Source organism: Clavibacter vidaverae (assembly GCF_047529985.1).
Classification (GTDB): domain Bacteria; phylum Actinomycetota; class Actinomycetes; order Actinomycetales; family Microbacteriaceae; genus Clavibacter; species Clavibacter nebraskensis_A.
In genome coordinates this window covers 561,289-581,611 of the sequence record NZ_JBLJAM010000002.1, presented here as the reverse complement: position 1 = coordinate 581,611, position 20,323 = coordinate 561,289, and the positions used below count along the sequence as shown (strand labels likewise).

The window sequence follows — 20,323 nt, the reverse complement described above, 5'->3', positions numbered from 1 at the left end:
ACCGCGTGCGCGAGGCTCGCCGCATGGCCGACGACACCGCATCCGTCCCCGCGGCGACCCGCCGTTCCCGGATCCTCGAGCGGCTCGCCGACCGCGGCTTCGCGACCGTCGCCGAGCTGGCGTCCGACGCGGGCGTCTCCGCCGTCACGATCCGCGCCGACCTCGACGCGCTCGCCGACTCGGCCGCCGTGCAGCGCGTCCACGGCGGCGCGGTCCTCCGCTCCGGCCTCGCCGCGCGCGAGCAGAGCCTCGAGGTGACGCTCGAGTCCGCCGCCGACGCCAAGCGCGCCATCGGCCGGGCCGCCGCCGACCTCGTCGAGAGCGGGCAGAGCGTGCTGCTCGACGTCGGCAGCACGACCCTCCAGGTGGCGCGGGCGCTGGTCGCACGCGAGGACCTCGTCGACGTCACCGTGATCACCAACGGGCTCACGCTGGCGCTCGAGCTCGAGCGCGCCATGCCCCGCTTCACCGTCGTCGTCACGGGCGGCACGCTCCGGGCGCTCCAGCACAGCCTCGTGGATCCGCTCGCCACCGCGGTGCTCGACCGCCTGAACCCCGACGTCGCGTTCATCGGCTGCAACGGCATCGACGTCGACCGCGGCGTCACCAACGTCAACCTGCCCGAGGCCGAGGTGAAGCGGCGGATGGTCGCCGCGAGCGCCCGCACCGTGGTCGTCGCGGACGGTGCCAAGCTCGGCCGCACGCACCTCGGATCCGTGGCGCCGCTCGACCTCGTCGACACGCTGCTCACGGACGCGGGCGCCGACCCGCACGAGGTCGGCCGCCTGCGGGACGCGGGCCTGCGCGTCGTCGAGGCGGGCGGGTCGTCCGGGGCCGCGCGGCCGTAACGTGGATCCCATGAGACCCGTCACCGGAGAGCAGCACCACCTCGTCCACGCCGGCCCGTCCGGCGAGCTCCGCGCCACCGTCGTGCAGCTCGCGGCGGCCATCCGCGGCCTCACCCTCGACGGCGTCGACCTCGTCGAGCCCTACGGCGAGGACCTGGTCGCCCCCATGGGCGCCGGCATGGTGCTCGTGCCGTGGCCCAACCGGATCCGCGGCGCCCGCTACGACCTCGACGGGAAGGCCCAGGCCCTCGACGTCTCCGAGCCCTCGCTCGGCAACGCGTCCCACGGCCTCCTCCGCAACACCGGCTACACGGCCTCCGACCGCGCCGACGACCGCGTGACCCTCTCCGCGACCGTCTTCCCGCAGCACGGCTACCCGTTCCTCCTCGACACCTCCGTGACCTACCGGCTCACCGACGACGGCCTCGTCGTCACGCACCGGATCCGCAACGACTCCGCGGCGGCCGCGCCCGTCGCGGTCGGCGCCCACCCCTACCTCGCGATCGGCGGCGTCCCCTCCTCCGACCTCACGCTCACCGTCCGCGCGGACACGTGGTCCGAGGTCGACGACGCGCTGATCCCGATCGCCGACCACCCCGTCGACGGCGCCGACGAGGACCTCCGCACCGGCCGCGTCGTCGGCGACCTCGACCTCAACACGGGATACGGCGACGTGCACGTGGAGGGCGGCACGAGCCGCCACGGCCTGACCGCGCCCGACGGCCGCGGCGTCGAGCTCTGGGCGGACGCGTCCTTCGGCTTCCTGCAGGTCTACACGCCGCGCGAGTTCCCGACCCACGGATCCCAGGCCGTCGCCATCGAGCCGATGACCGCCCCGGCTGACGCCTTCAACTCCGGCGTCGGCGTCCGCCGTCTCACGCCCGGCGAGGAGTGGACCCTCAGCTGGGGGATCCGCGCGACCGGCTTCTGACGCGGCTCGCGCTGCCCTGTGCGCGCGACCGGCGCGGCAGCCGTCGCGTGCGGTGTGATGGACGGATCCCGCATCCGAGGAGGCCGCGCATGACCGGACGCCCACCCACCGAGGCTCCGTCGCGACGCACGCGGACGGCCGTGGCGCTGATCCTGGTCGCGGCGGCCATGCCGCTCGTCGCGCAGCTCGTCCCCGATCATGCGTGGGTCGCCTGGTCGGCGGGCGCGGCGCTCGCCGTGGCGGCGCTCGTGACCGCCGCGCGCCGCCGGAGGGCGGGGCGCTAGCCCTCCTCCTCCTGCGCCCACTGCAGCGCGACCCGCTGCGTGTACAGCTCGAGCGCGATCCGGTTCTCCTCGGGCTCGCGCAGCCCGTCGATGTAGGCGAGCAGCCGCCCGACGACGCCCGAGAGGTACTGCACGCCCCGGTCGTCGTGCTCCTCGAGCGCGGTCTTCAGCAGGTCGTAGCGCTCGGAGGTCTCCTGGGCGGTCAGCATCGCGATCACGAGTTCGTCGGCCTGCATGCTCATGCGATCCAGCATCGCACCGCCGTCGTCGCTCCTCCCGCGGAGCCGCCGGTGGAGACAGCGGTCGCGCCTCCCCGAACTGGGGATACGCTCCGGCGGCAGCAGGCCGCACCCTTGCCCTACCCAGCGTGGGGCGTCCGGTGCTCGGGGGAGCGGATCGGCGCGTCCCGGCTGCGCCCGTCAGCACGGCCCACCCGGAAGGCTCCCCCTTGTCCCACCCTCGCGCGGATGCGCATGCGCCCAGCTCCGACCTGCCCGAAGAGGCCCTCGCCCAGGACGCCCCGGCGCCCGCCGAGCGGCCGCCGCTCGTCGGCCGCCGTGCCGTCTTCCTCGCCGCCGTCGGCGCGACCGCGGGTGCCGCGTCCGTCGCCGCGCCCGCCGCAGCCCCGTCCGCCTCGGCCGCCGGCGTCGTGGGCGACCAGACGCGCGTCTACTACCCGGAGCAGTTCGGCTTCGTGCCGTCCGCCGCGGATCACACGAAGGCCATGAACGCGTTCTTCGCCGCCCTGCAGAAGACCGGCGGGCGGGGGATCCTGCCGCCGTGCGAGATCCGCGTCACCTCCACCGGCATCGACTACGCGAGCGCCACGTGGCCCAAGCAGGCCCTCTCCGGAGCGCCGTACGGGTACCCCGCCATCTCCGTCGAGGGCTACGGGCGGCGCGTGACGACGATCCGGCAGATCGCGGGATCCACGGGCGACGTCTTCAAGGTGCAGGGCAAGATCGGCGCCGACGCGGGGCCCGCCGCGAACAACAAGGCCACCGTCACGCTCAGCGGCTTCAGCATCAGCGGCACGCGCACCGGCCGTCACGGGCTGTACCTGCGCTCGCTGCTGCACTGCCGCATCACCGACATCGAGCTGAACGCCACCGGCGGCGCCGGCGTCTACTTCGCGCGCACGAACTTCACCGCCGCCAACGACGAGTACTCGTACGCGAACGTCATCGAGGGGCTGCGCGTGATCACCGCCGGCACCTGGGGCGTCGACTGCGACGGCGTGAACGCCATCGACATCGTCATGCGCGACACCGAGATCGTGAACTGCGTCGCCGGCGGGATCCGCATCGCCCCCACCAACGCGCGCTTCGAGAACACGCGCATCATCGGCTGCGGCGCCGGCAACAAGGCGGCGCGCGGCTTCCTCGCGATCCCCACGAGCAACACGGCGTCCATGGTGTCCGAGCTCGGGATCAACGGCATGCGCCTCGAGGGCAACTCGGGCGCGGGCGGCTACCAGATGGAGATCGGCGCGGGCGTCGGGGCCACCGTGGTCGGCTACAACATCGTGACGGGCGGCGACCTCGGCGCCCACGGCATCGGCGTCGGCCTCGTCGACCAGGGCGCCCGGCTCACGCAGGACACCTCCATCGGCCGCGGCACCATGTTCATGACCCCGACGAAGTACCCGGCCCAGCGCGTCGTGGTGGTGGGTCCCTACGCGCGCGACACCCGCGTGGAGCGGCCGTCGCTGCCCAACAACCCGGACGCGGCGTTCGCGTCCGTCATCACGGACCGCGGCGTGCGCAGCGTCGACGGCTTCGGCCGCGCGCTGACGGAACCGGTGCCGACGCCCACGCCCACGCCGACACCCACGCCGACTCCTACCCCGACGCCCACGCCCGCGGCCTGATCCGTCGGGCTCGCGTCCGCGTCCGCGCGGGCGCGTCAGGCGGCGGGCTGCGTCCGCTTCCTGTCGGAGACCTTGACGGCGGGCACGCCCGCCCACACCTCCCAGTCGCCGGTGGACCTGGTCAGCACGGCGTTCGCCGCTACGACCGTGCCCGTACCGACCCGCAGCGTCCCGCGTCCGCCGAGGATCTTCGCGCCGGCGCAGAGGACCGCGTGGTCGCCGATCTCGACGCCCTCGAAGCCCTGCTCCTGGTCGGTCATGCCCACGCCGCTGCGCCCGATGGTCACCTGCTGGTAGATGGAGACCGATCGCCCGATCCTCGTGGCCGGCGTGATCACGACCCCGTTCCCCCGATGGTGCAGCACGAGCCCCGGACCGATGCTCGTCCGGGCGTGCACCTCGACCCCCATCAGGAGCAGCACCTCCCGCACCAGCCGGACATGCCGCTTCCCCACGAGCTTCTCCACCATCCCCATACGGCGAGCGTATGCCTCGGGGTGCGCCGCGTGGCCACGGGATCGGCGTCGCGACGTCCGCATCCGCACCATGAGCGGATGGCAGGGGAGCGGTGACGGTGGGCCCCGTCGGGCTCGAACCGACGACCCAGGGATTAAAAGTCCCTTGCTCTACCAACTGAGCTAGAGGCCCGTGCCCCCGATGCTACGGGACGGCGGGTGCGCGGTCAGGGCCGGTCGACGTCGCGCGAGGAGCCGCGGCGCACGACCGCGCCCGCCACGAGCGTGACCACGGCGAGGAACACGCCCACGCCCACGAGCCAGGCCAGCGCCTTCACGACGAAGCCGAGCACGACCAGCACGAGCCACAGGACCACGAGGCCGGCGACGAACCGCATGCCGCCGCTCATCGTCGGCGTCCGGGGAGGCGGGAGGCGGGGCTCATGGATCCAGCCTACGTGGGCGTCCCCGACGCGAGCCGGACGACCGCCGCCCTGCCCGGCGTACGCTTGCCGGGATGTCCGGCGACTACCACAAGCCCACCAAGTTCTCCGGGTCCAAGTTCGAGAGCATGCTCGGCGGCGAGGACCCCGCCATGATCAGCCGCGTGGCCCACGAGACCGCGTCGGCGCTGCTGGCGCGCGTGCGGGCGGATCCCGACCCCGCGGTTGTCGAGCGCCTCATCTCCTACACCGACGAGCACGGCATCGACGCGGTCGCCGAGCTGTGGTCGCGCGCGAGCCCGCGGAGCCTGCCGGGCGCGCTCTGGCGGCTGTACCTCATGCGCGCGCTCATCCGCCAGGATCCCGACGGCATCAGCCTCCTGTACCAGCGCGGCACCGAGGTCGCGACGACCATCGACCCCGTCGTCGCCGGAGCCACCGCCCCGACCGGGCCCGCCGAGATCGTGGAGCTCGCCGACAGCATCCTCCGCGGCCTCTTCACCGGCGACTTCGCCGTGGCCCTCGACCGGGCGGGCGCGTTCAGTCGCCTGGCCGCGCTCGGCGCCACGAGCGTCGCGGACGACCTCGACGCCACGGCATCCCCGGAACGCGCGGGCGACCTCACCACGCGCGCCCTCCGCCTGTCGCAGATGGCCGCCGACCTCGTGCAGTGCGCCCGGCTGTGGCGGAGCGAGCGGCTCGACTGATCCGCGGGGCCGGGTCCTCGGATCCGCCCCGTTCGCTGTGAGCGCGACCCCCGGGAGGACAGCTCGCGTCGTCTCGGATACAGTGGTCGAGGTCGGGCCGCAGTAACCCCGGGCTCCAATATTCGCCGCTCCGAGCGGCCTCGCGCCGAGAGGCGTTCCTGCGGTCCGGCTCCTCTTCCCCTCCCTCGCCGGGAGGACGGGCTCCCCCGCGAGCGGCCCGCCCGGCGCCGTCCCGGTCCCGCTGGGATCCCCGCGCCCTGTGACCAATCCACGCCGCGCCCCGCGCCGAAGAGTCATCGTGAGGCGCTCACCCGCCTCGTACCGTCACCCGCGAGGGTGCGATCCGCATCGGTCGGCTCCTGCCACGCGGCAGGCCGCCCGGCCATCCCAGATGTCACGTGCCTCGGGAACCGGCCGATGCGGGCTCCGCACCGCCCGCGGGCCGACCCACCCGAACCACGACCGGAAGCGCCACATGACCTCCCCGCAGCACGAACCCAGCTCGCCGGGCCCCGCCCTGCCTGCATGCGGAACGCTCGCGGGTCTGGGATGCTGGGGCTCGTGCCTTCATCGATCGAGCGTCCCGACCTGCCAGGGCCGGCGGACCCCGAGTCGAAGGAGGCCCTCCTCGGCCGCGTCGCCCAGGGCGACAAGCGCGCCTTCTCGGAGCTCTACGACCAGCTCGCCCCGCGCGTCCTCGGTCTCGTCCGCCGCCTGCTCGTCGACCACGCGCAGTCGGAGGAGGTCACGCAGGAGATCTTCCTCGAGATCTGGCAGTCCGCTTCCCGCTTCGACCCCGCCAAGGGCGCAGCGACCACGTGGGTCCTCACCATGGCCCACCGCCGCGCGGTCGACCGCGTGCGCGCCTCGCAGTCCAGCCGTGATCGCGATGTCCGCATCGGCATCCGCGACCACGAGAACGGCTACGACCAGGTCTCGGAGACCGTCGAGATCAGCATCGAGCACGAGAGGGTGAAGAAGGCGATGACGAAGCTCACCGAGATCCAGCGCCAAGCCGTCTCGCTCGCGTACTACGGCGGCTACAGCCACAGCGAGGTCGCCTCCATGCTCGACGTGCCCATCGGCACCGTGAAGACACGTCTGCGCGACGGCATGATCCGCCTGCGCGACGAGATGGGGGTCGCATCATGACCACCGACGACGACCTCCGCACGCTCACCGCGGCCTACGCGCTCGGCGCCGTGGACGCGCAGGAGGCGGCCGAGTTCGAGGCCCTCCTCGAGCGCGATCCCGTGCTCCGCGCCGAGGTCGAGGAGCTGCGGGCCACCGCGGCCGACCTCGCCTGGACGACCGAGGCGGTGGATCCCGCGCCGCGCCTCAAGGCCGACCTCATGTCGCTGCTCGACGCCACGCCGCAGCTGCCGCCGCTCGCCGTGCCCGACGCCGCTCCGGTCGACGACCGCCGGCCCGCGCCCGTCACCGAGCTGCGTCCGGCCCCCACCGCCGGCGACGCGTCCGGTCCGTCGGCCCCGTCCGCGTCCGCTCCCCGTGAGCGCCTCGGCTCCGCGTCGGCCCGCGCCTCGGAGCGCTGGTTCCGCAAGCCCGGCGCCCTCATCGGCGTCGCGGCCGCGGCCGTCGTGCTCGTCATCGGCGGCGTGGTCGTCGGGACGAACGCAGGCGGTCCCGACAGCTCCCAGACGCCCGTCGCCTCGGCGTACGAGCAGGTGACCACCGCGTCCGACGTCGTGATCGACAAGCGCGACGTCGTCGGCGGCGGCACCGCCACGGTCTACTTCTCCGCGTCCGAGGCCAAGACGGCCGTCGTGCTCAACGACGCGTCGCCGCTGCCCGAGGGCCGCGTCCTGCAGATGTGGTACGTCGGCAAGGCCGGCCCCGTGTCCGCCGGCGTCATGCCGTCGGCGGACGGCGCGGGTCACGCCGTGCTCGAGGGCAGCTACACGCCGGGCGACACCGTGGCCATCACGGTCGAGCCCGAGGGCGGATCCGAGCAGCCCACCAGCGAGCCCATCGTGGCGGTCACCAGCACCTGACCGCGCGCACGCCATCATGACGACGGCCCCGCATCCTGCGAAGGATGCGGGGCCGTCGTCGTACGGGCGTCGGGATCAGCCGAAGCGGCCGCTCACGTAGTCCTCGGTGGCCTGCACGCTGGGCTTGGAGAACATCGTGGTGGTGTCGTCGTACTCGATGAGCTTGCCGGGCTTGCCGGTGCCCGCGATGTTGAAGAACGCGGTGCGGTCGGAGACGCGGCTGGCCTGCTGCATGTTGTGCGTCACGATCACGATCGTGTACTGCGCCTTGAGCTCCTCGATGAGGTCCTCGATGGCGAGCGTGGAGATCGGGTCGAGGGCGGAGCACGGCTCGTCCATCAGCACCACGTCGGGCTGCACGGCGATGGCGCGCGCGATGCAGAGGCGCTGCTGCTGGCCGCCCGAGAGGCCGGATCCGGGCAGCGCCAGGCGGTCCTTCACCTCGTTCCAGAGGTTGGCGCCCATGAGCGACTGCTCGACGAGCGCGTCCGCGTCGGACTTCGAGATCTTGCGGTTGTTGAGCTTGACGCCCGCGAGCACGTTGTCGCGGATCGACATGGTGGGGAAGGGGTTCGGCCGCTGGAAGACCATGCCCACCTGGCGGCGCACGAGCACCGGGTCGACGCCGGGGCCGTAGAGGTCGTTGCCGTCGACCAGCACCTCGCCCTCCACGTACGCGCCGGGGATGACCTCGTGCATGCGGTTGAGCGTGCGCAGGAAGGTCGACTTGCCGCAGCCGGACGGGCCGATGAAGGCCGTGACGGTACGCGGCTCGATCCGCAGGTTGACGTCCTCGACCGCCTTGAACTTGCCGTAGTAGACGTTCAGGTCGTTGACTTCGATGCTCTTGGACAAAGGGTGTTCCTACCGATCGGGTGAGTGGGCCGGGGGAGCGGGCGCTAGCGGCCGAGCTTGGGGGCGAAGATGCGGGCGATGAGGCGGGCGATGATGTTGAGCGCCATGACGATGAGGATCAGCACGAGCGCGCCCGTCCACGCGCGGTCCACGTAGGCGAACGCGTCGGAGCCCTGGTCCGCGTACTGCCGGAAGACGAACACCGGCAGGGTCATCATCTGGTCCTGGAAGGGGTTGTAGTTCATGCTCTGCGTGAAGCCGGCGACGATGAGCAGCGGGGCGGTCTCGCCGATGACACGGGCGATCGCGAGCATCACGCCCGTGACGATGCCGGCGAGCGAGGTCGGCAGAACGATCTTCACGATCGTCAGCCACTTCGGCACGCCGAGCGCGTAGGAGGCCTCGCGCAGCTCGTTCGGCACGAGCTTCAGCATCTCCTCGGCGCTGCGCACGACCACGGGGATCATCAGCACGGACAGCGCCAGCGCGCCGCCGAAGCCGAGGCGGACGCCCGGGCCGAGGAAGATCACCAGCAGCGCGTAGGCGAAGAGGCCCGCGACGATGGACGGGATGCCCGTCATGACGTCGACGAAGAACGTGATGGCGCGCGCCAGGCGGCCGCGGCCGTACTCGACGAGGTAGATGGCCGCCATGAGGCCCACGGGGATGGAGATCACCGAGGCGATGGCCGTGACGATCAAGGTGCCCATGATCGCGTGGAGGCCGCCGCCGCCCTCGCCCACGACGTTCCGGAGGCTCGAGTTGAAGAACAGCGGGTCGAAGCGGGCGGAGCCGTTGGAGACGGCCGTGAACACGAGCGACACCAGCGGGATGAGCGCGAGCACGAACGCGACCGTGACGAGGATCGTGATGACCCGGTCCTTCGCCTTCCGCTCGCCCTCGACGGCGAGCGAGATGCAGAACAGCGCGATCCCGAACAGCAGCGTGCCGAACACCGCGGTGCCCACGATGTTGAAGTCGTCCGCGGCGCCGGAGATCTGGAGCACCAGGAAGATGGCCGCCATCACGACCCAGGACGCGACGAAGATCGCGGGGGCCGTGAAGCGGTTGAGCTTGCCGGCGGTGAGGGAGTTGGGCAGCGTGCTCGCGACGGGCCGCGGGCGGGTGGGGGCAGTCGTCGCCATTAGTTCGCTCCGGAGAAGGCCTTGCGGCGGCTGATGATGTAGCGGGCCAGCATGTTGACGGCCAGCGTGATGACGAAGAGCATGAGGCCGGAGGCGATGAGCTCGTTGACCTTGAGGCCGTACGCCTCGGGGAAGCTCAGCGCGATGTTGGCGGCGATGGTGTTCGAGTTCGTCGACTGGAACCACGCGAAGTTCACGACCGCGGCGGGGGAGAGGACGATCGCGACCGCCATCGTCTCGCCGAGGGCGCGGCCGAGGCCGAGCATGGACGCCGAGATGATGCCCGGGCGGCCGAAGGGCAGCACGGCGGTCTGGATCATCTCCCAGCGCGTGGCGCCGAGGGCCAGCGCCGCCTCCTCGTGCAGCTTCGGCGTCTGGAGGAAGACCTCGCGGCAGAGCGCGGTGACGATCGGCAGGATCATGACGGCGAGCACGACGGCGACCGTGAAGATCGTGCGGCCGGTGCCGGAGACGGGGCCGGCGAAGAGCGGGAACCAGCCGAACGTGTCGGTGAGGAACGCGTAGAACGGCTGCAGGAACCGCGCCAGCACCGCGATGCCCCACAGGCCGAAGACGACGGAGGGCACGGCGGCCAGCAGGTCGATCACGTAGCCGAGGCCCTGCGCGAGGCGGCGGGGCGCGTAGTGCGAGATGAAGAGCGCGATGCCGATGGCGACGGGCACGGCCATGAGCATGGCGAGCGCCGCGGCGTAGACGGTCCCGAACATGAGCGGCCCGACGTACGCCCAGAAGCCGCCTCCGCCGGAGACCTCGGCGGGAGGCGCGGTGAGGGCGGGGATGCTCTGCACGACGAGGAACAGCGCGACGGCCGCGAGGATGACGAGGATGAGCGTGCCGGATCCGCGGGAGAGGCCGGAGAACACGCGGTCGCCGACGCGGGCCTTGGGCTTCGCGTCCTGGGAGCTGCGGGGAGCTGCGGTGCCGGCGGCGACGTCGCGCGGCCGATCGGACTCGGGAGCCTCGGGAGGCTGCGGGGAGGCGGTCGTCATGGGTCGGGTTCCCTCGGTCGAGATGGTGGGGCTGGGGGCGGTGGGGCCGCCCGTGGGAGCGCCCCCTGACCCGCGCGAGCGCGGATCAGGGGGCGGACAGCGGGTGCTACTTGATGGACTCGACCGCGGTCTTCACCTGAGCGGAGACCGTGTCGGACAGCGGCGCGGCGCCGGCCTTCTCGGCGGCGACCTTCTGGCCCTCGGGGCTGGTCACGTAGCCGAGGTAGGCCTTGACGAGCTCGCCGACGGCCGGCTCCTTGTACTCCTGGCAGGCGATGAGGTAGCTGACGAGGACGATCGGGTAGACACCCGACTCGGTGGTGGAGTAGTCGATGTCGAAGACGACGTCGTTCGCCTCGCGGCCCTCGGCCTCGGGCGAGGCCTCGACGACGGCCGCTGCGGCCTCCGGGGAGTAGCCGACGAACTCGTCGCCGACCTTGATCTTCGCGACGCCGAGCGTGCCGGCCTTGGACGCGTCGGCGTAGCCGATGATGTTGCTGCCGCCCTTGACGGCGTCGACGACGCCGGTCGTGCCCTGGGCCGCCTCGCCGCCCTGGTAGGGCCAGACGCCCTTGGGCTCGGCGTCCCAGACGGCCTTCGCCGTGGTGTTGAGGTACTTCGCGAAGTTCTCGGTGGTGCCCGAGTCGTCCGAGCGGTGCACGGCGGTGATGCCGGCGTCGGGCAGCGTGGCGTCGGGGTTGAGCGCGACGATGGCCGGGTCGTTCCACTTCGTGATGGTGCCCTTGAAGATGCCCGCCGTGGTGGCGGCGTCGAGGTGCAGCTCCTTCACGCCCTCGACCTGGAAGATCAGCGCGATGGGGGAGATGTAGGCGGGGAGGTCGATCGGCTTGACGCCGTCGGCGCACTGGCCGAACGTCTTCGTCAGCTCGTCGGTCTTGAGCGCGCGGTCGGAGCCGGCGAAGTTGGCGTTCTGGCCGCCGGCCATGAACGCCTCGCGCCCGGCGCCGGAACCCTCGCCGGCGTAGGTGACGGTGACGTCGGGGTTCGCGGTCTGGAACGCGGCGTTCCAGGCCTCCTGGGCGGCGCCCTGGGAGGTGGCGCCGATGCCGTTGAGCGTGCCGGACAGGGTGGACGTGGATGCGGCGCCCCCCTCGGCGGGCGCCTCGTTGGAGGCGCAGGAGGAGAGTGCGAGGGCGGTGACGGCGGCGAGCGCTGCTGCGCTGCCGAGACGCGAGATCTTCACGTGATGGAGCCTTCCGGGTATTTCTTGCTGTGAGGGGGCCGGTGCATGCCCCTCGAAGAAGCTATGTCGGGCTCTTGACCGGATCGGCCGATATCGGTGAACGGAAGGTGAACAGACCGCGCGGATCGGCACGGGCTCAGGCTCGCGGGCGCACAGTGGTCGGTCGGACTCCGAACGGGGGTCGTCTCCCGCTCGGGCGGCGGCCGTCAGGCGGAGGGCCCGTAGCTCTCGACCGCGAGGATCCCCGCCTCCGGATCCGACGCCGACAGGTGCACCACCGAGAACTCGGCGGGCGACAGCATCCCGGCCCGCGGCATGCGGCTCGCGTCGGGCGTCTCGGTCGCGAGCGCGATCTCGTGCAGGATCTCCGGCAGCACCGGGCTGTGGCTGCAGAGCACCGCGCTCCTGGCCTTGCGCACGCGCTTCGCGACGGTCTCGCGCACGGATCCGCCGTCGGTCTCGTACGCGTCCTGGCTGATGCCCGCGTCCTCCTTGACGCGACGCCCGAGGGCCTCGGCGAGCGGCGCGACGGTCTCGAGGCAGCGCTCGGCCGTGCTGCTCGTGATGACGCGGGGCCCGAACGCGGCGAGCGTCGGGACGATGGAGCGCGCCTCCTCGCGACCGCGCGCGCTGAGCGGCCGGCCGGCATCGGCGCCGTCCCACTCGTAGGGCTGCACGGCGTGGCCGTGACGCAGCGCGATGAGGGTGAACGAGCGGTGCGAGCCCGTCTCCACGAGCCCGGCGAACAGGTCGAGGATGTCGATCTCGCCCGGGTAGTCGAGGCGCTTGCGCGCGTTCGGGATCGACACCCACTCGACGCTCTCGACCTCGTCGTCCGGCTCGAAGCGGCCGGCCTCCACCACGGCGTCCGTCGCCTCGGCGGCCCAGTAGCTCACGGACTTCCGGCGTCCGCCCGAGATGCCGTACTCGATCGCGCCCAGGGGCACGCCGAGCGCGACCCGGAGGCCCGTCTCCTCGTGCACCTCGCGGACCGCGGTCTGCGGGAGCGTCTCGCCCGGATCCACCTTGCCCTTGGGGAGCGAGGTGTCGCGTCGGCGGGTGCGGTGGATGATGAGCACCCGGATGCGCCCCTCGACGACCCGCCAGACGACGGCGCCGGCGGCGAGGACGGTGGGGGCGCTTCTCACGACTCCCACGCTAGCCGGGTCGACGACGACCGGGACGCCGCGCTCAGCGGAGCGGTGCTCAGCGGAGCACGCGCCGCTTGCGCTTGGTGACGATGCCCATGACCGCGGTCTGCAGGTCCTCCAGCGTGGTGCCGTCCGGGCCCTTGTTGCGCCTGGTCCACTCGCCGTCGGAGTCGAGCACCCACGCCGACGTGGTGTCGGCCATGGCGCGGTCGAAGAGGTCCTCGATCTCCTGCAGGTGCGCGGGATCCACGAGCCGGACGAGCGCCTCGACGCGGCGGTCGAGGTTGCGGTGCATCATGTCCGCGCTGCCGATGTAGGTGGCCTGGTCGCCGTCGTTGACGAACGAGAAGACCCGGGAGTGCTCGAGGTAGCGCCCGAGGATCGACCGCACCTCGATGTTCTCGCTGAGCCCCGGCTGCCCCGGCGTGAGCGAGCAGATGCCGCGCACCCAGACCTGCACGGGCACGCCCGCGTTGCTGGCCCGGTAGAGCGCGTCGATGATCTTCTCGTCGACGATGGAGTTGACCTTGATGCGGATGCCGCTCGGCTTCCCGTCGAGCGCGTTCTGCGTCTCCACGGCGATGCGCTTCAGCAGGCCCTTCCGCAGGTGCAGCGGAGCGACGAGCAGGCGCTTGAACTTCTTCTCGATGCCGTAGCCGGACAGCTCGTTGAACAGGCGGGTGAGGTCCTTGCCCACCACGTCGTCCGCCGTGAGGAGCCCGAGGTCCTCGTAGATGCGGCTCGTCTTGGGGTTGTAGTTGCCCGTGCCGATGTGGCTGTAGTGCCGGAGCACCCCGCCCTTCTCCTGCCGGATGACGAGCGCGAGCTTGCAGTGCGTCTTGAGCCCCGCGACGCCGTAGACGACGTGCACGCCGGCCTTCTCGAGCTTGCGCGCCCACGTGATGTTGGCCTGCTCGTCGAAGCGCGCCTTGATCTCCACCAGCGCGAGGACCTGCTTGCCCGCCTCGGCCGCGTCGATGAGCGCCTCGACGATGGGGCTGTCGCCGCTCGTGCGGTAGAGCGTCTGCTTGATGGCGAGCACGTGCGGATCCGCCGCGGCCTGCTCGAGGAACGCCTGCACGCTCGTGGTGAACGACTCGTACGGGTGGTGCAGCAGGATGTCCTGCTGCGCGATGGAGCGGAAGATGTCGGCCCGCGAGTTGTCCTCGGCGGGCTTCAGGGCCACCGCGGTCGTGGGCACGTTGTTCGGGTAGTGCAGCGCCGGCCGGTCGAGCTTGGCGAGGTCGAACAGGCCGCCCAGGTCGAGCGGGGAGGGGAGCGTGAACACCTCCTGCTCGGTGATGTCGAGCTCGCGCATGAGCAGGTCGAGCGTGACCGCGTCCATGTCGTCCGAGATCTCGAGGCGGATGGGCGGGCCGAACCGGCGGCGCAGCAGCTCCTTCTCGAGGGCCTGGATGAGGTTCTCGGTCTCGTCCTCCTCGATCTGCACGTCCTCGTTGCGCGTGACGCGGAAGACGTGGTGCTCGACGATCTCCATGCCGGGGAACAGCGTCTCCAGCTGGTTCGCGATGAGGTCCTCGAGGGCGATGAAGTCGATGCGGCCCGAGCGGGTGTCCGGCGTGAGCGGCATGAAGCGCGGCAGCATCTGCGGCACCTTGATGCGCGCGAACTCCTGGCGGTTCGTCTTCGGGTTGCGGATGCGCACGGAGAGGTTGAGCGACAGGCCGGAGATGTAGGGGAACGGGTGGGCCGGATCCACGGCGAGGGGCATGAGCACGGGGAACACCTGCTCGGAGAACAGCTCGTGCAGGCGGTCCTGCTGGGCCTCGTCGAGCGAGTCCCAGCGGACGATGCGGATGCCGTTCTCCTCGAGCGCCGGGCGGACGCTGTCGTTGAAGGCGGCCGCATGGCGGACCTGCAGGCGGTAGGCGGTCTCGTTGATGGCGGAGAGCACCTCCGCGGGGGTGCGGCCGATGTTGGTGGGGACGGCGAGGCCCGTCGCGATGCGGCGCTTGAGGCCGGCGACGCGGACCATGAAGAACTCGTCGAGGTTGCTCGCGAAGATCGCGAGGAAGTTGGCGCGCTCGAGGACGGGCAGCTCCGGGTCCTCGGCGAGCTCGAGCACGCGGCGGTTGAAGGCCAGCCAGCTCAGCTCGCGGTCGAGGAAGCGCCCCTCCGGGAGGGTCCCGTCGTCCTCGAGGATCTCGTCCTCGTCGAAGTCGTCCAGGGATTCGGCGACCGCCTTCGCGTCGCCGATGTACGTCTCGCTGTCCATCCGCCCATCATGGCATCGCGGTGTGCGCTCCGCCCTCCGGGAGGTGAACGCACGGTGAACCGCATCGGGGGAGCGCCGGGGGAGGCGCGGGGATCAGGCCCGGCGGTACTGGACGTCGACCGCGGCGTCCCGGAACGCGGCTCGGCGGTAGAGCGCGAGAGCGGGCGCGTTGTCGGCCTCGACGTAGAGGTCGACCTCCTGGTGGCCGCGCGCGGCGAGCGCGTCGAGGCCGGCCGCGAGGAGCGCGGAGCCGAGCCCGCGGGCGGCGCGGTCGGGATCCACGCCGAGCACGTAGACCTCGGCCTCGTCGCCCTCGACCTTGAGCCAGTGGAAGCCGGCGAGTCGGCCGTCCGCGTCGCGGGCGAGGAGCAGCAGGGCCGGGTCGAACCAGGGCTCGGCGACGCGGTCGTCGAGGTCGCCGCGGGTCATGCGGCCCTGCTCCGGGTGGCTCGCGAAGGCGCGCGCGTTGAGCGCGACCCAGTCGTCGGCGTCGTCGGGGGAGAAGGAGGCGAGCGCGAGGCCGGCGGGCAGGGGGCGCTCGCCGAGGCCGGCGCGCGCCTCCGTGACCGACGCGCGCAGCTGCAGCAGCTCGCGGGCCCGGTCGAGCCCGGTGGCGGCGGCCAGGGCGCGCGCGGCCGGGTGGTCGCCGTGCGCCCAGACCGAGACGGGGGAGCCCGCGGCGTCCGCGAGCACGGTGTCGAGGAGCGCGCGCCCGACGCCTCGGCGGCGGTGGGCCGGATCCACGACGAGCTCGGCCTCGAGGCCGCCGTCGCCGCGCGCGACGACGGCCGCGCCGACCGGGCGGTCGTCCTCCCCGCGGACGACGAGCGCGGCCGGCCCGTCGTCGGCGCCCAGGGTCAGGCGCGTCTGCTCGTTGAAGGGCGCGGGCCCGTCGGCCTCGCGGGCGCGGTCGGCGAGCGCGAGGATCCCGCGGACGGCGTCGGGGGTCGCGTCGACCCGGTCGACGCGCGGGGCCTCAGGCTCCTGCGGGGGCGGGAACGCGCTCACTGTCCTCCTCGTACACGTTGAACCGGTAGCCGACGTTGCGCACCGTGCCGATGAGCGACTCGAGGTCGCCGAGCTTGGCCCGGAGGCGCCGCACGTGCACGTCGACCGTGCGCGTGCCGCCGAAGTAGTCGTAGCCCCACACCTCGCTGAGCAGCTGCTCGCGCGTGAAGACGCGCGACGGGTGGCTCGCGAAGAAGCGGAGCAGCTCGAACTCCTTGAAGGTGAGGTCGAGCGGCTTGCCGTGCACCTTGGCGGAGTAGCTGGCCTCGTCGATGACGACGCCGGACGCCTGGATCTTGCTGCCCGTGTGCTCCTGCGCCGCGCGGCCGATGACGAGGCGGACGCGCGCGTCGACCTCCGCGGGGCCGGCCGAGTCGAGGATCACGTCGGTCGCTCCCCAGTCGGCGCTGACCGCGGTGAGGCCGCCCTCGGTGAGCACGAGGATGAGCGGCGTGCCGCCGCCCGTGGTCGTGAGGATCTTGCAGAGGGACTTGGCGCTGGCGAGGTCGCGGCGCGCGTCCACGAGCACGAGGTCGGCCGCGGGGGCATTCACGAGGCTGGCGGCATCCGCCTGGATGTGGCGCGTGCGGTGGCTGAGGAGCCCGAGCGCCGGGAGCACGTCGGTGTCCGCGGACGAGGTCAGGATCAACAGCTGGGCCACAGGGATCCTCCATGGATGAATTGTCCCCATGATACGTGGGGCAGGATTGGCGGGTGACCTCCCCCCTGCGCAGCCTCGTCCCCGTCTGGCTGGCCGCCGTCGTCGGCGCGGTCGTGGTGTCTGTCGCCGTCGGGCCGGACGCCGCCCCGCGGTGGTTCCCGCTCGTGCTCGCGACGTGCGTGGTCGCGACCTTCGTGATCCAGCTGGCGCTGCCCCGCAAGACCGGCTTCGTCGACCGCGCCGTCGGCAGCGTCGTGGGGGCCGTGCTCGTGCTCGCCGCGGCCACCGCGGTCGTGCTGCTCCTGCCCGCCTCCGCCTGATCCGGCAGGCCTGCGGCGGCCGCCCGTGGGGTAGATTGAGGCCATGTCGTCGCTGCTTGCTCTGGAACTCCTCTTCACCGGACTGCTGGTCCTGGCGAGCCTCTCCATCGGCTGGGTGTCGCTCGTCGTGGTGTACAACCTCTTCCGCGGCCAGCGCTGACCGCGCGCCGCATGATCGAGATCCCGACCGGCCTCCCCGCCGAGCTCGTCCCGCTGTCCTGGCTCCTCGGGGTCTGGGAGGGCTCCGGCGTCGTCGAGTACACCGTGGGCGACGAGGTCGTCCGCCGCGAGTTCGGGCAGCGCATCAGCTTCAGCCACGACGGCCTCCCGCACCTCAACTACTCCTCCTACGCGTGGGTCGAGGGTGACGACGGCCCCGTCCCCTTCGTGACCGAGACCGGCTACTGGCGCCTGCGCCGCCGCGTCACCGACGGTGACCCGGGCCCGGCCATGCTGCCGCCAACGGGGCAGCGTCCCTTCACGACGGCCGACGAGGTCGAGACGCTCCGCAACGCGGACGGCGGCTTCGACGTCGAGGTCGCGCTCGTGCACCCGGGCGGCGTCAGCGAGCTCTACGTCGGCCAGGTGAAGAGCGCGCGCATCGACCTCGCCACGGACGCGGTCATGCGCACCGAGGGCGCCAAGGAGTACACGGGCGCCACGCGCCTCTACGGCCTCGTCGAGCGCGACCTGCTCTGGGCGTGGGACATCGCGGCGCTCGGCCAGCCGCTGCGCACGCACGCCTCCGGGCGGGTGGCGCATGTCGACTGACCCGGATCCCGTCTCCCGCTCCCCGTTCCTCGACCTGCCGGGCGCCGTCGCGGCCGACGCCGGAGGACCCGACGCGGGCGTCCCCGCGCACCACGGCTCGCTGGTGCAGGAGCAGCGCGCGCTCGCCGCGGGCACGGCGATCGTCGACCTCTCGCACCGGGCGGTCCTCTCCGTCACGGGCGAGGACCGGCTGACCTGGCTCGACTCCATCACCAGCCAGTCGCTCCGCGGCCTCGCGCCCGGCGACTCGGCCGAGACGCTCTTCCTCGACCAGAACGGCCGCCTCGAGCACGCGGTCGGCGTGCTCGACGACGGGACGTCCACGTGGCTCCTGCTCGGCGCCGCGGACGCGCCCGCCCTGCTCGCCTACCTGCAGCGCATGCGCTTCATGCTGCGCGTCGAGCCCGCCGACCGCACGGCCGAGCTCGCGGTCATCGGCACGCTGGGCGAGCCCGACCTCCCCGTCGCCGCGCCCGCGGGCGTGCCGCTCGTGTGGCGGGACCCGTGGGCGCACGTCGCGTCCGGCGGCCACCAGTACGCGGCCGCGTCGCCGCACCCCGGCGAGGGCTGGAGCTGGAGCGAGCGCCTCGTGCTCCGCTCCGAGCTGCCGGCGCTCGCCGCGCGGGTCGGGTCCGGCGACCTGCCCGTCGCGGGCGTCCTCGCGGCCGAGGCCCTGCGGATCGCCGCGTGGCGGCCGCGCTTCGCCACCGAGGTCGACGACCGCACCATCCCGCACGAGCTCGACTGGCTGCGCAGCGCCGTGCACCTCAGCAAGGGCTGCTACCGCGGGCAGGAGACGGTCGCCAAGGTGCACAACCTCGGCCGTCCGCCGCGCCGGCTCGTGCTGCTGCAGCTCGACGGGTCGGACGCGGTCCTGCCCGGCGCCGGATCCGACGTGCGGCTCCCCGCTGACGCCGACGGAGCGCCCGGCGAGGTCGTCGGATCCGTCACCTCCTCCGCCCTGCACCACGAGCTCGGGCCGGTCGCGCTCGCGGTCGTCCGCCGCAACGTGGATCCCGCCGCGCAGCTCGAGGTCGTCGCCGACGACGTGCGCGTGCAGGCCATGCAGGACGTCATCGTGCCCACCGACGCCGGCCGCTCCGCCGACGTCCCCCGCCTGCCCCGGCTCGGTGCGGTCCGCCGCTGAGCGCGCGCGGGAGCGCTCGGCCCGTGCCGCCCGCACCCTGAGGCACCGGGCGGATCCGCGGGCCGCGCTCCTGCGGCTGTGGGGATCCGCGCCCGCCGCCCTCCAGATCGCCATCGCGGCCACGGCTGGGTGGGCCTTCGCGCACCACGTCCTCGGCCACGACACCCCGCTGCTCGCGACGACCGTCACCATCACGAGCCTCGGCTTCGTGCGCGACGCGCGCCCGGTGCGCGTGCTCGAGACCGCGATCGGCATGACCGTGGGCATCACGCTGAGCGAGGTGCTGCTGCTCGGGATCGGGCGGGGCGCGTGGCAGCTGTTCGTCATCATCCTGGCGACGCTGCTCGTGGCGCGGCTGCTGTCGTCGAACTCCGCGTTCGCCGTGGCCGCGGGGGTGCAGGCCGTCCTCGTCGCGCTCCTGCCCGCGCCGCCCGGCGGCGTGTTCGTGCGCAGCGTGGACGGGCTCGTGGGTGGCGCGGTCGCGCTGCTCGCGACGGCGCTCATCCCGCGGGATCCGCGCAGGCAGGCCATCCGCGAGGCCCGCCGCGTGTTCTCCGAGTGCTCGTACGCGCTCACCTCGCTCGTCACCGCGCTGCGGCTCGGCGACGCGACGGCCGCCGACCGGGCGCTCGACCGGCTCCGGCGCACCCAGCCGCTCGTCGACGCGTGGAGCGCCGCGGCGGACTCGGCCCTCTCGATCGCGCGCATCTCGCCCTTCCTCCGTCGCCACCTGCCGGAGCTGCGCGCCCAGCGGCGCGTGCTCGACGGCATGGACCTCGCGGTGCGGAACCTCCGGGTCATCTCGCGCCGCATCGACTTCCTCGTGGTCGACGGCGTGCGGCGGCCGGTGCTCGCCGAGCTGCTGGCCACCGTGTCGAACGGCGTGAACCTCCTCGGGCAGAGCCTGTCCGACCCGTCGGCCGCGCCGCTCGCCCAGCAGAACCTCGTGCTCGTCGCCGTGCGGCTGGATCCCCGCGAGCTCATCCCCGGCGCCCCCGTCGGCGAGGTGATGCTCGTGATGCTGCTGCGGCCGCTCCTCGTCGACCTGCAGGTCGCGGCGGGCGTCGACGCAGATGCGGCGCGCGCCGCGCTGCCCGAGGTCTGAGGCACCCAGCCGACTGTGCGGGCTCCGCTCGACGGTCGTCTGGCGAACGCTACGGTCTGCTCGAACGCGGCGACGCCGTCCGCGCGGGCGGGCACGCGCGACGACCGCCCGCCCGCCGAGGTGATCCTCCGGCGGCTCGTCGGATCCCCCTCCCCTCCGC

Annotated in this window: 22 protein-coding genes and 1 tRNA gene; 11 read left to right on the top strand and 12 right to left on the bottom strand. The window is 72.8% G+C overall.

What is annotated here, in order from left to right:
* Window positions 1-23: 23 nt before the first annotated feature.
* The 3 genes from ACMT9T_RS15495 to ACMT9T_RS15485 all read left to right on the top strand — a co-directional run bounded on the left by ACMT9T_RS15495 (window position 24) and on the right by ACMT9T_RS15485 (window position 2,063).
* On the top strand, window positions 24-848 hold the full coding sequence (locus ACMT9T_RS15495; protein ID WP_414746376.1) for a DeoR/GlpR family DNA-binding transcription regulator: 825 nt from the start codon (window positions 24-26) through the stop codon (window positions 846-848).
* A gap of 10 nt (window positions 849-858) precedes the next feature.
* Window positions 859-1,779 (top strand): aldose 1-epimerase family protein, encoded by a 921-nt coding sequence (locus ACMT9T_RS15490; RefSeq protein WP_414746375.1) that lies wholly within the window; start codon window positions 859-861, stop codon window positions 1,777-1,779.
* Between the two features lie 89 nt (window positions 1,780-1,868).
* A complete protein-coding gene (locus tag ACMT9T_RS15485) occupies window positions 1,869-2,063 on the top strand; it encodes a hypothetical protein (protein ID WP_414746374.1) in 195 nt (64 codons plus the stop codon).
* On the opposite strand, the gene ACMT9T_RS15480 is transcribed toward ACMT9T_RS15485, so the two are convergent.
* Window positions 2,060-2,305, bottom strand: a complete 246-nt coding sequence (locus ACMT9T_RS15480) for a hypothetical protein (protein ID WP_414746373.1) — start codon at window positions 2,303-2,305, stop codon at window positions 2,060-2,062. The two genes, ACMT9T_RS15485 and ACMT9T_RS15480, sit on opposite strands and share 4 nt — an antisense overlap.
* 206 nt (window positions 2,306-2,511) lie before the next feature.
* On the opposite strand from ACMT9T_RS15480, the gene ACMT9T_RS15475 reads away from it, so the two are divergent.
* The gene (locus ACMT9T_RS15475; RefSeq protein ID WP_414746372.1) at window positions 2,512-3,933 is read left to right on the top strand and encodes a right-handed parallel beta-helix repeat-containing protein; all 1,422 of its coding nucleotides are present in this window, start codon (window positions 2,512-2,514) and stop codon (window positions 3,931-3,933) included.
* A 35-nt stretch (window positions 3,934-3,968) separates the two neighbouring features.
* On the opposite strand, the gene ACMT9T_RS15470 is transcribed toward ACMT9T_RS15475, so the two are convergent.
* The 3 genes from ACMT9T_RS15470 to ACMT9T_RS15460 form a co-directional block, all read right to left on the bottom strand.
* A complete protein-coding gene (locus tag ACMT9T_RS15470; RefSeq protein ID WP_414746371.1) occupies window positions 3,969-4,403 on the bottom strand; it encodes an LbetaH domain-containing protein in 435 nt (144 codons plus the stop codon).
* A gap of 105 nt (window positions 4,404-4,508) precedes the next feature.
* Window positions 4,509-4,581: transfer RNA gene (locus ACMT9T_RS15465), tRNA-Lys, on the bottom strand.
* 34 nt (window positions 4,582-4,615) lie between these two features.
* On the bottom strand, window positions 4,616-4,786 hold the full coding sequence (locus ACMT9T_RS15460; RefSeq protein WP_199409390.1) for a hypothetical protein: 171 nt from the start codon (window positions 4,784-4,786) through the stop codon (window positions 4,616-4,618).
* A gap of 119 nt (window positions 4,787-4,905) precedes the next feature.
* On the opposite strand from ACMT9T_RS15460, the gene ACMT9T_RS15455 reads away from it, so the two are divergent.
* The 3 genes from ACMT9T_RS15455 (at window position 4,906) to ACMT9T_RS15445 (ending at window position 7,550) form a co-directional block, all read left to right on the top strand.
* Window positions 4,906-5,538: a hypothetical protein gene (locus ACMT9T_RS15455; protein ID WP_043673457.1), complete on the top strand. Its 633-nt coding sequence runs from the start codon at window positions 4,906-4,908 to the stop codon at window positions 5,536-5,538.
* A 549-nt stretch (window positions 5,539-6,087) separates the two neighbouring features.
* Window positions 6,088-6,690, top strand: a complete 603-nt coding sequence (locus ACMT9T_RS15450; protein ID WP_191147383.1) for a sigma-70 family RNA polymerase sigma factor — start codon at window positions 6,088-6,090, stop codon at window positions 6,688-6,690.
* On the top strand, window positions 6,687-7,550 hold the full coding sequence (locus ACMT9T_RS15445; RefSeq protein WP_414746370.1) for an anti-sigma factor: 864 nt from the start codon (window positions 6,687-6,689) through the stop codon (window positions 7,548-7,550). Before ACMT9T_RS15450 ends, ACMT9T_RS15445 begins: the two co-directional genes overlap by 4 nt.
* Before the next feature lie 75 nt (window positions 7,551-7,625).
* Here ACMT9T_RS15445 and pstB read toward each other — a convergent pair whose 3' ends face one another.
* The 8 genes from pstB to ACMT9T_RS15405 form a co-directional block, all read right to left on the bottom strand.
* Complete coding sequence (pstB, locus tag ACMT9T_RS15440) at window positions 7,626-8,405, bottom strand: phosphate ABC transporter ATP-binding protein PstB (protein ID WP_043673462.1); 780 nt, start codon at window positions 8,403-8,405, stop codon at window positions 7,626-7,628.
* A 44-nt stretch (window positions 8,406-8,449) separates the two neighbouring features.
* On the bottom strand, window positions 8,450-9,550 hold the full coding sequence (pstA, locus tag ACMT9T_RS15435; RefSeq protein ID WP_414746369.1) for a phosphate ABC transporter permease PstA: 1,101 nt from the start codon (window positions 9,548-9,550) through the stop codon (window positions 8,450-8,452).
* Window positions 9,550-10,560: a phosphate ABC transporter permease subunit PstC gene (gene pstC, locus ACMT9T_RS15430; protein ID WP_414746368.1), complete on the bottom strand. Its 1,011-nt coding sequence runs from the start codon at window positions 10,558-10,560 to the stop codon at window positions 9,550-9,552. The genes pstA and pstC overlap by 1 nt, the downstream gene beginning before the upstream one ends.
* A 106-nt stretch (window positions 10,561-10,666) precedes the next feature.
* Entirely contained in the window at window positions 10,667-11,764 is a 1,098-nt protein-coding gene (locus ACMT9T_RS15425) for a phosphate ABC transporter substrate-binding protein PstS (protein ID WP_414746367.1), read from the bottom strand.
* 206 nt (window positions 11,765-11,970) lie between these two features.
* Entirely contained in the window at window positions 11,971-12,912 is a 942-nt protein-coding gene (locus ACMT9T_RS15420) for an NUDIX hydrolase (protein ID WP_414746366.1), read from the bottom strand.
* 58 nt (window positions 12,913-12,970) lie between these two features.
* Complete coding sequence (locus ACMT9T_RS15415) at window positions 12,971-15,151, bottom strand: RNA degradosome polyphosphate kinase (protein ID WP_414746365.1); 2,181 nt, start codon at window positions 15,149-15,151, stop codon at window positions 12,971-12,973.
* Window positions 15,152-15,244: 93 nt separating this feature from the next.
* On the bottom strand, window positions 15,245-16,159 hold the full coding sequence (mshD, locus tag ACMT9T_RS15410) for a mycothiol synthase (RefSeq protein WP_414746364.1): 915 nt from the start codon (window positions 16,157-16,159) through the stop codon (window positions 15,245-15,247).
* Window positions 16,128-16,820 carry a response regulator transcription factor gene (locus tag ACMT9T_RS15405; protein WP_116056266.1) on the bottom strand — a complete coding sequence of 231 codons (693 nt, stop codon included), beginning with the start codon at window positions 16,818-16,820 and terminating at the stop codon, window positions 16,128-16,130. Before ACMT9T_RS15405 ends, mshD begins: the two co-directional genes overlap by 32 nt.
* Window positions 16,821-16,873: 53 nt before the next feature.
* Between ACMT9T_RS15405 and ACMT9T_RS15400 the strand changes: the two genes are divergently transcribed.
* From ACMT9T_RS15400 to ACMT9T_RS15385, 4 genes are all read left to right on the top strand, one after another.
* Entirely contained in the window at window positions 16,874-17,140 is a 267-nt protein-coding gene (locus tag ACMT9T_RS15400; protein ID WP_414746363.1) for a hypothetical protein, read from the top strand.
* A gap of 171 nt (window positions 17,141-17,311) precedes the next feature.
* Entirely contained in the window at window positions 17,312-17,911 is a 600-nt protein-coding gene (locus ACMT9T_RS15395) for a heme-binding beta-barrel domain-containing protein (RefSeq protein ID WP_414746362.1), read from the top strand.
* On the top strand, window positions 17,901-19,058 hold the full coding sequence (gene ygfZ / locus ACMT9T_RS15390) for a CAF17-like 4Fe-4S cluster assembly/insertion protein YgfZ (RefSeq protein ID WP_414746361.1): 1,158 nt from the start codon (window positions 17,901-17,903) through the stop codon (window positions 19,056-19,058). The genes ACMT9T_RS15395 and ygfZ overlap by 11 nt, the downstream gene beginning before the upstream one ends.
* Entirely contained in the window at window positions 19,042-20,163 is a 1,122-nt protein-coding gene (locus tag ACMT9T_RS15385; RefSeq protein ID WP_414746360.1) for an FUSC family protein, read from the top strand. Before ygfZ ends, ACMT9T_RS15385 begins: the two co-directional genes overlap by 17 nt.
* Window positions 20,164-20,323: the final 160 nt, after the last annotated feature.

Coding starts and splice junctions, on each gene's coding strand:
- ACMT9T_RS15495 (WP_414746376.1), top strand. CDS start 24: ATGGCCGACGACACCGCATCCGTCCCCGCGGCGACCCGCCGTTCCCGG.
- ACMT9T_RS15490 (WP_414746375.1), top strand. CDS start 859: ATGAGACCCGTCACCGGAGAGCAGCACCACCTCGTCCACGCCGGCCCG.
- ACMT9T_RS15485 (WP_414746374.1), top strand. CDS start 1,869: ATGACCGGACGCCCACCCACCGAGGCTCCGTCGCGACGCACGCGGACG.
- ACMT9T_RS15480 (WP_414746373.1), bottom strand. CDS start 2,305: ATGAGCATGCAGGCCGACGAACTCGTGATCGCGATGCTGACCGCCCAG.
- ACMT9T_RS15470 (WP_414746371.1), bottom strand. CDS start 4,403: ATGGTGGAGAAGCTCGTGGGGAAGCGGCATGTCCGGCTGGTGCGGGAG.
- ACMT9T_RS15460 (WP_199409390.1), bottom strand. CDS start 4,786: ATGCGGTTCGTCGCCGGCCTCGTGGTCCTGTGGCTCGTGCTGGTCGTG.
- ACMT9T_RS15455 (WP_043673457.1), top strand. CDS start 4,906: ATGTCCGGCGACTACCACAAGCCCACCAAGTTCTCCGGGTCCAAGTTC.
- ACMT9T_RS15450 (WP_191147383.1), top strand. CDS start 6,088: ATGCTGGGGCTCGTGCCTTCATCGATCGAGCGTCCCGACCTGCCAGGG.
- ACMT9T_RS15445 (WP_414746370.1), top strand. CDS start 6,687: ATGACCACCGACGACGACCTCCGCACGCTCACCGCGGCCTACGCGCTC.
- pstA (WP_414746369.1), bottom strand. CDS start 9,550: ATGGCGACGACTGCCCCCACCCGCCCGCGGCCCGTCGCGAGCACGCTG.
- pstC (WP_414746368.1), bottom strand. CDS start 10,560: ATGACGACCGCCTCCCCGCAGCCTCCCGAGGCTCCCGAGTCCGATCGG.
- ACMT9T_RS15415 (WP_414746365.1), bottom strand. CDS start 15,151: ATGGACAGCGAGACGTACATCGGCGACGCGAAGGCGGTCGCCGAATCC.
- ACMT9T_RS15395 (WP_414746362.1), top strand. CDS start 17,312: ATGATCGAGATCCCGACCGGCCTCCCCGCCGAGCTCGTCCCGCTGTCC.
- ygfZ (WP_414746361.1), top strand. CDS start 17,901: ATGTCGACTGACCCGGATCCCGTCTCCCGCTCCCCGTTCCTCGACCTG.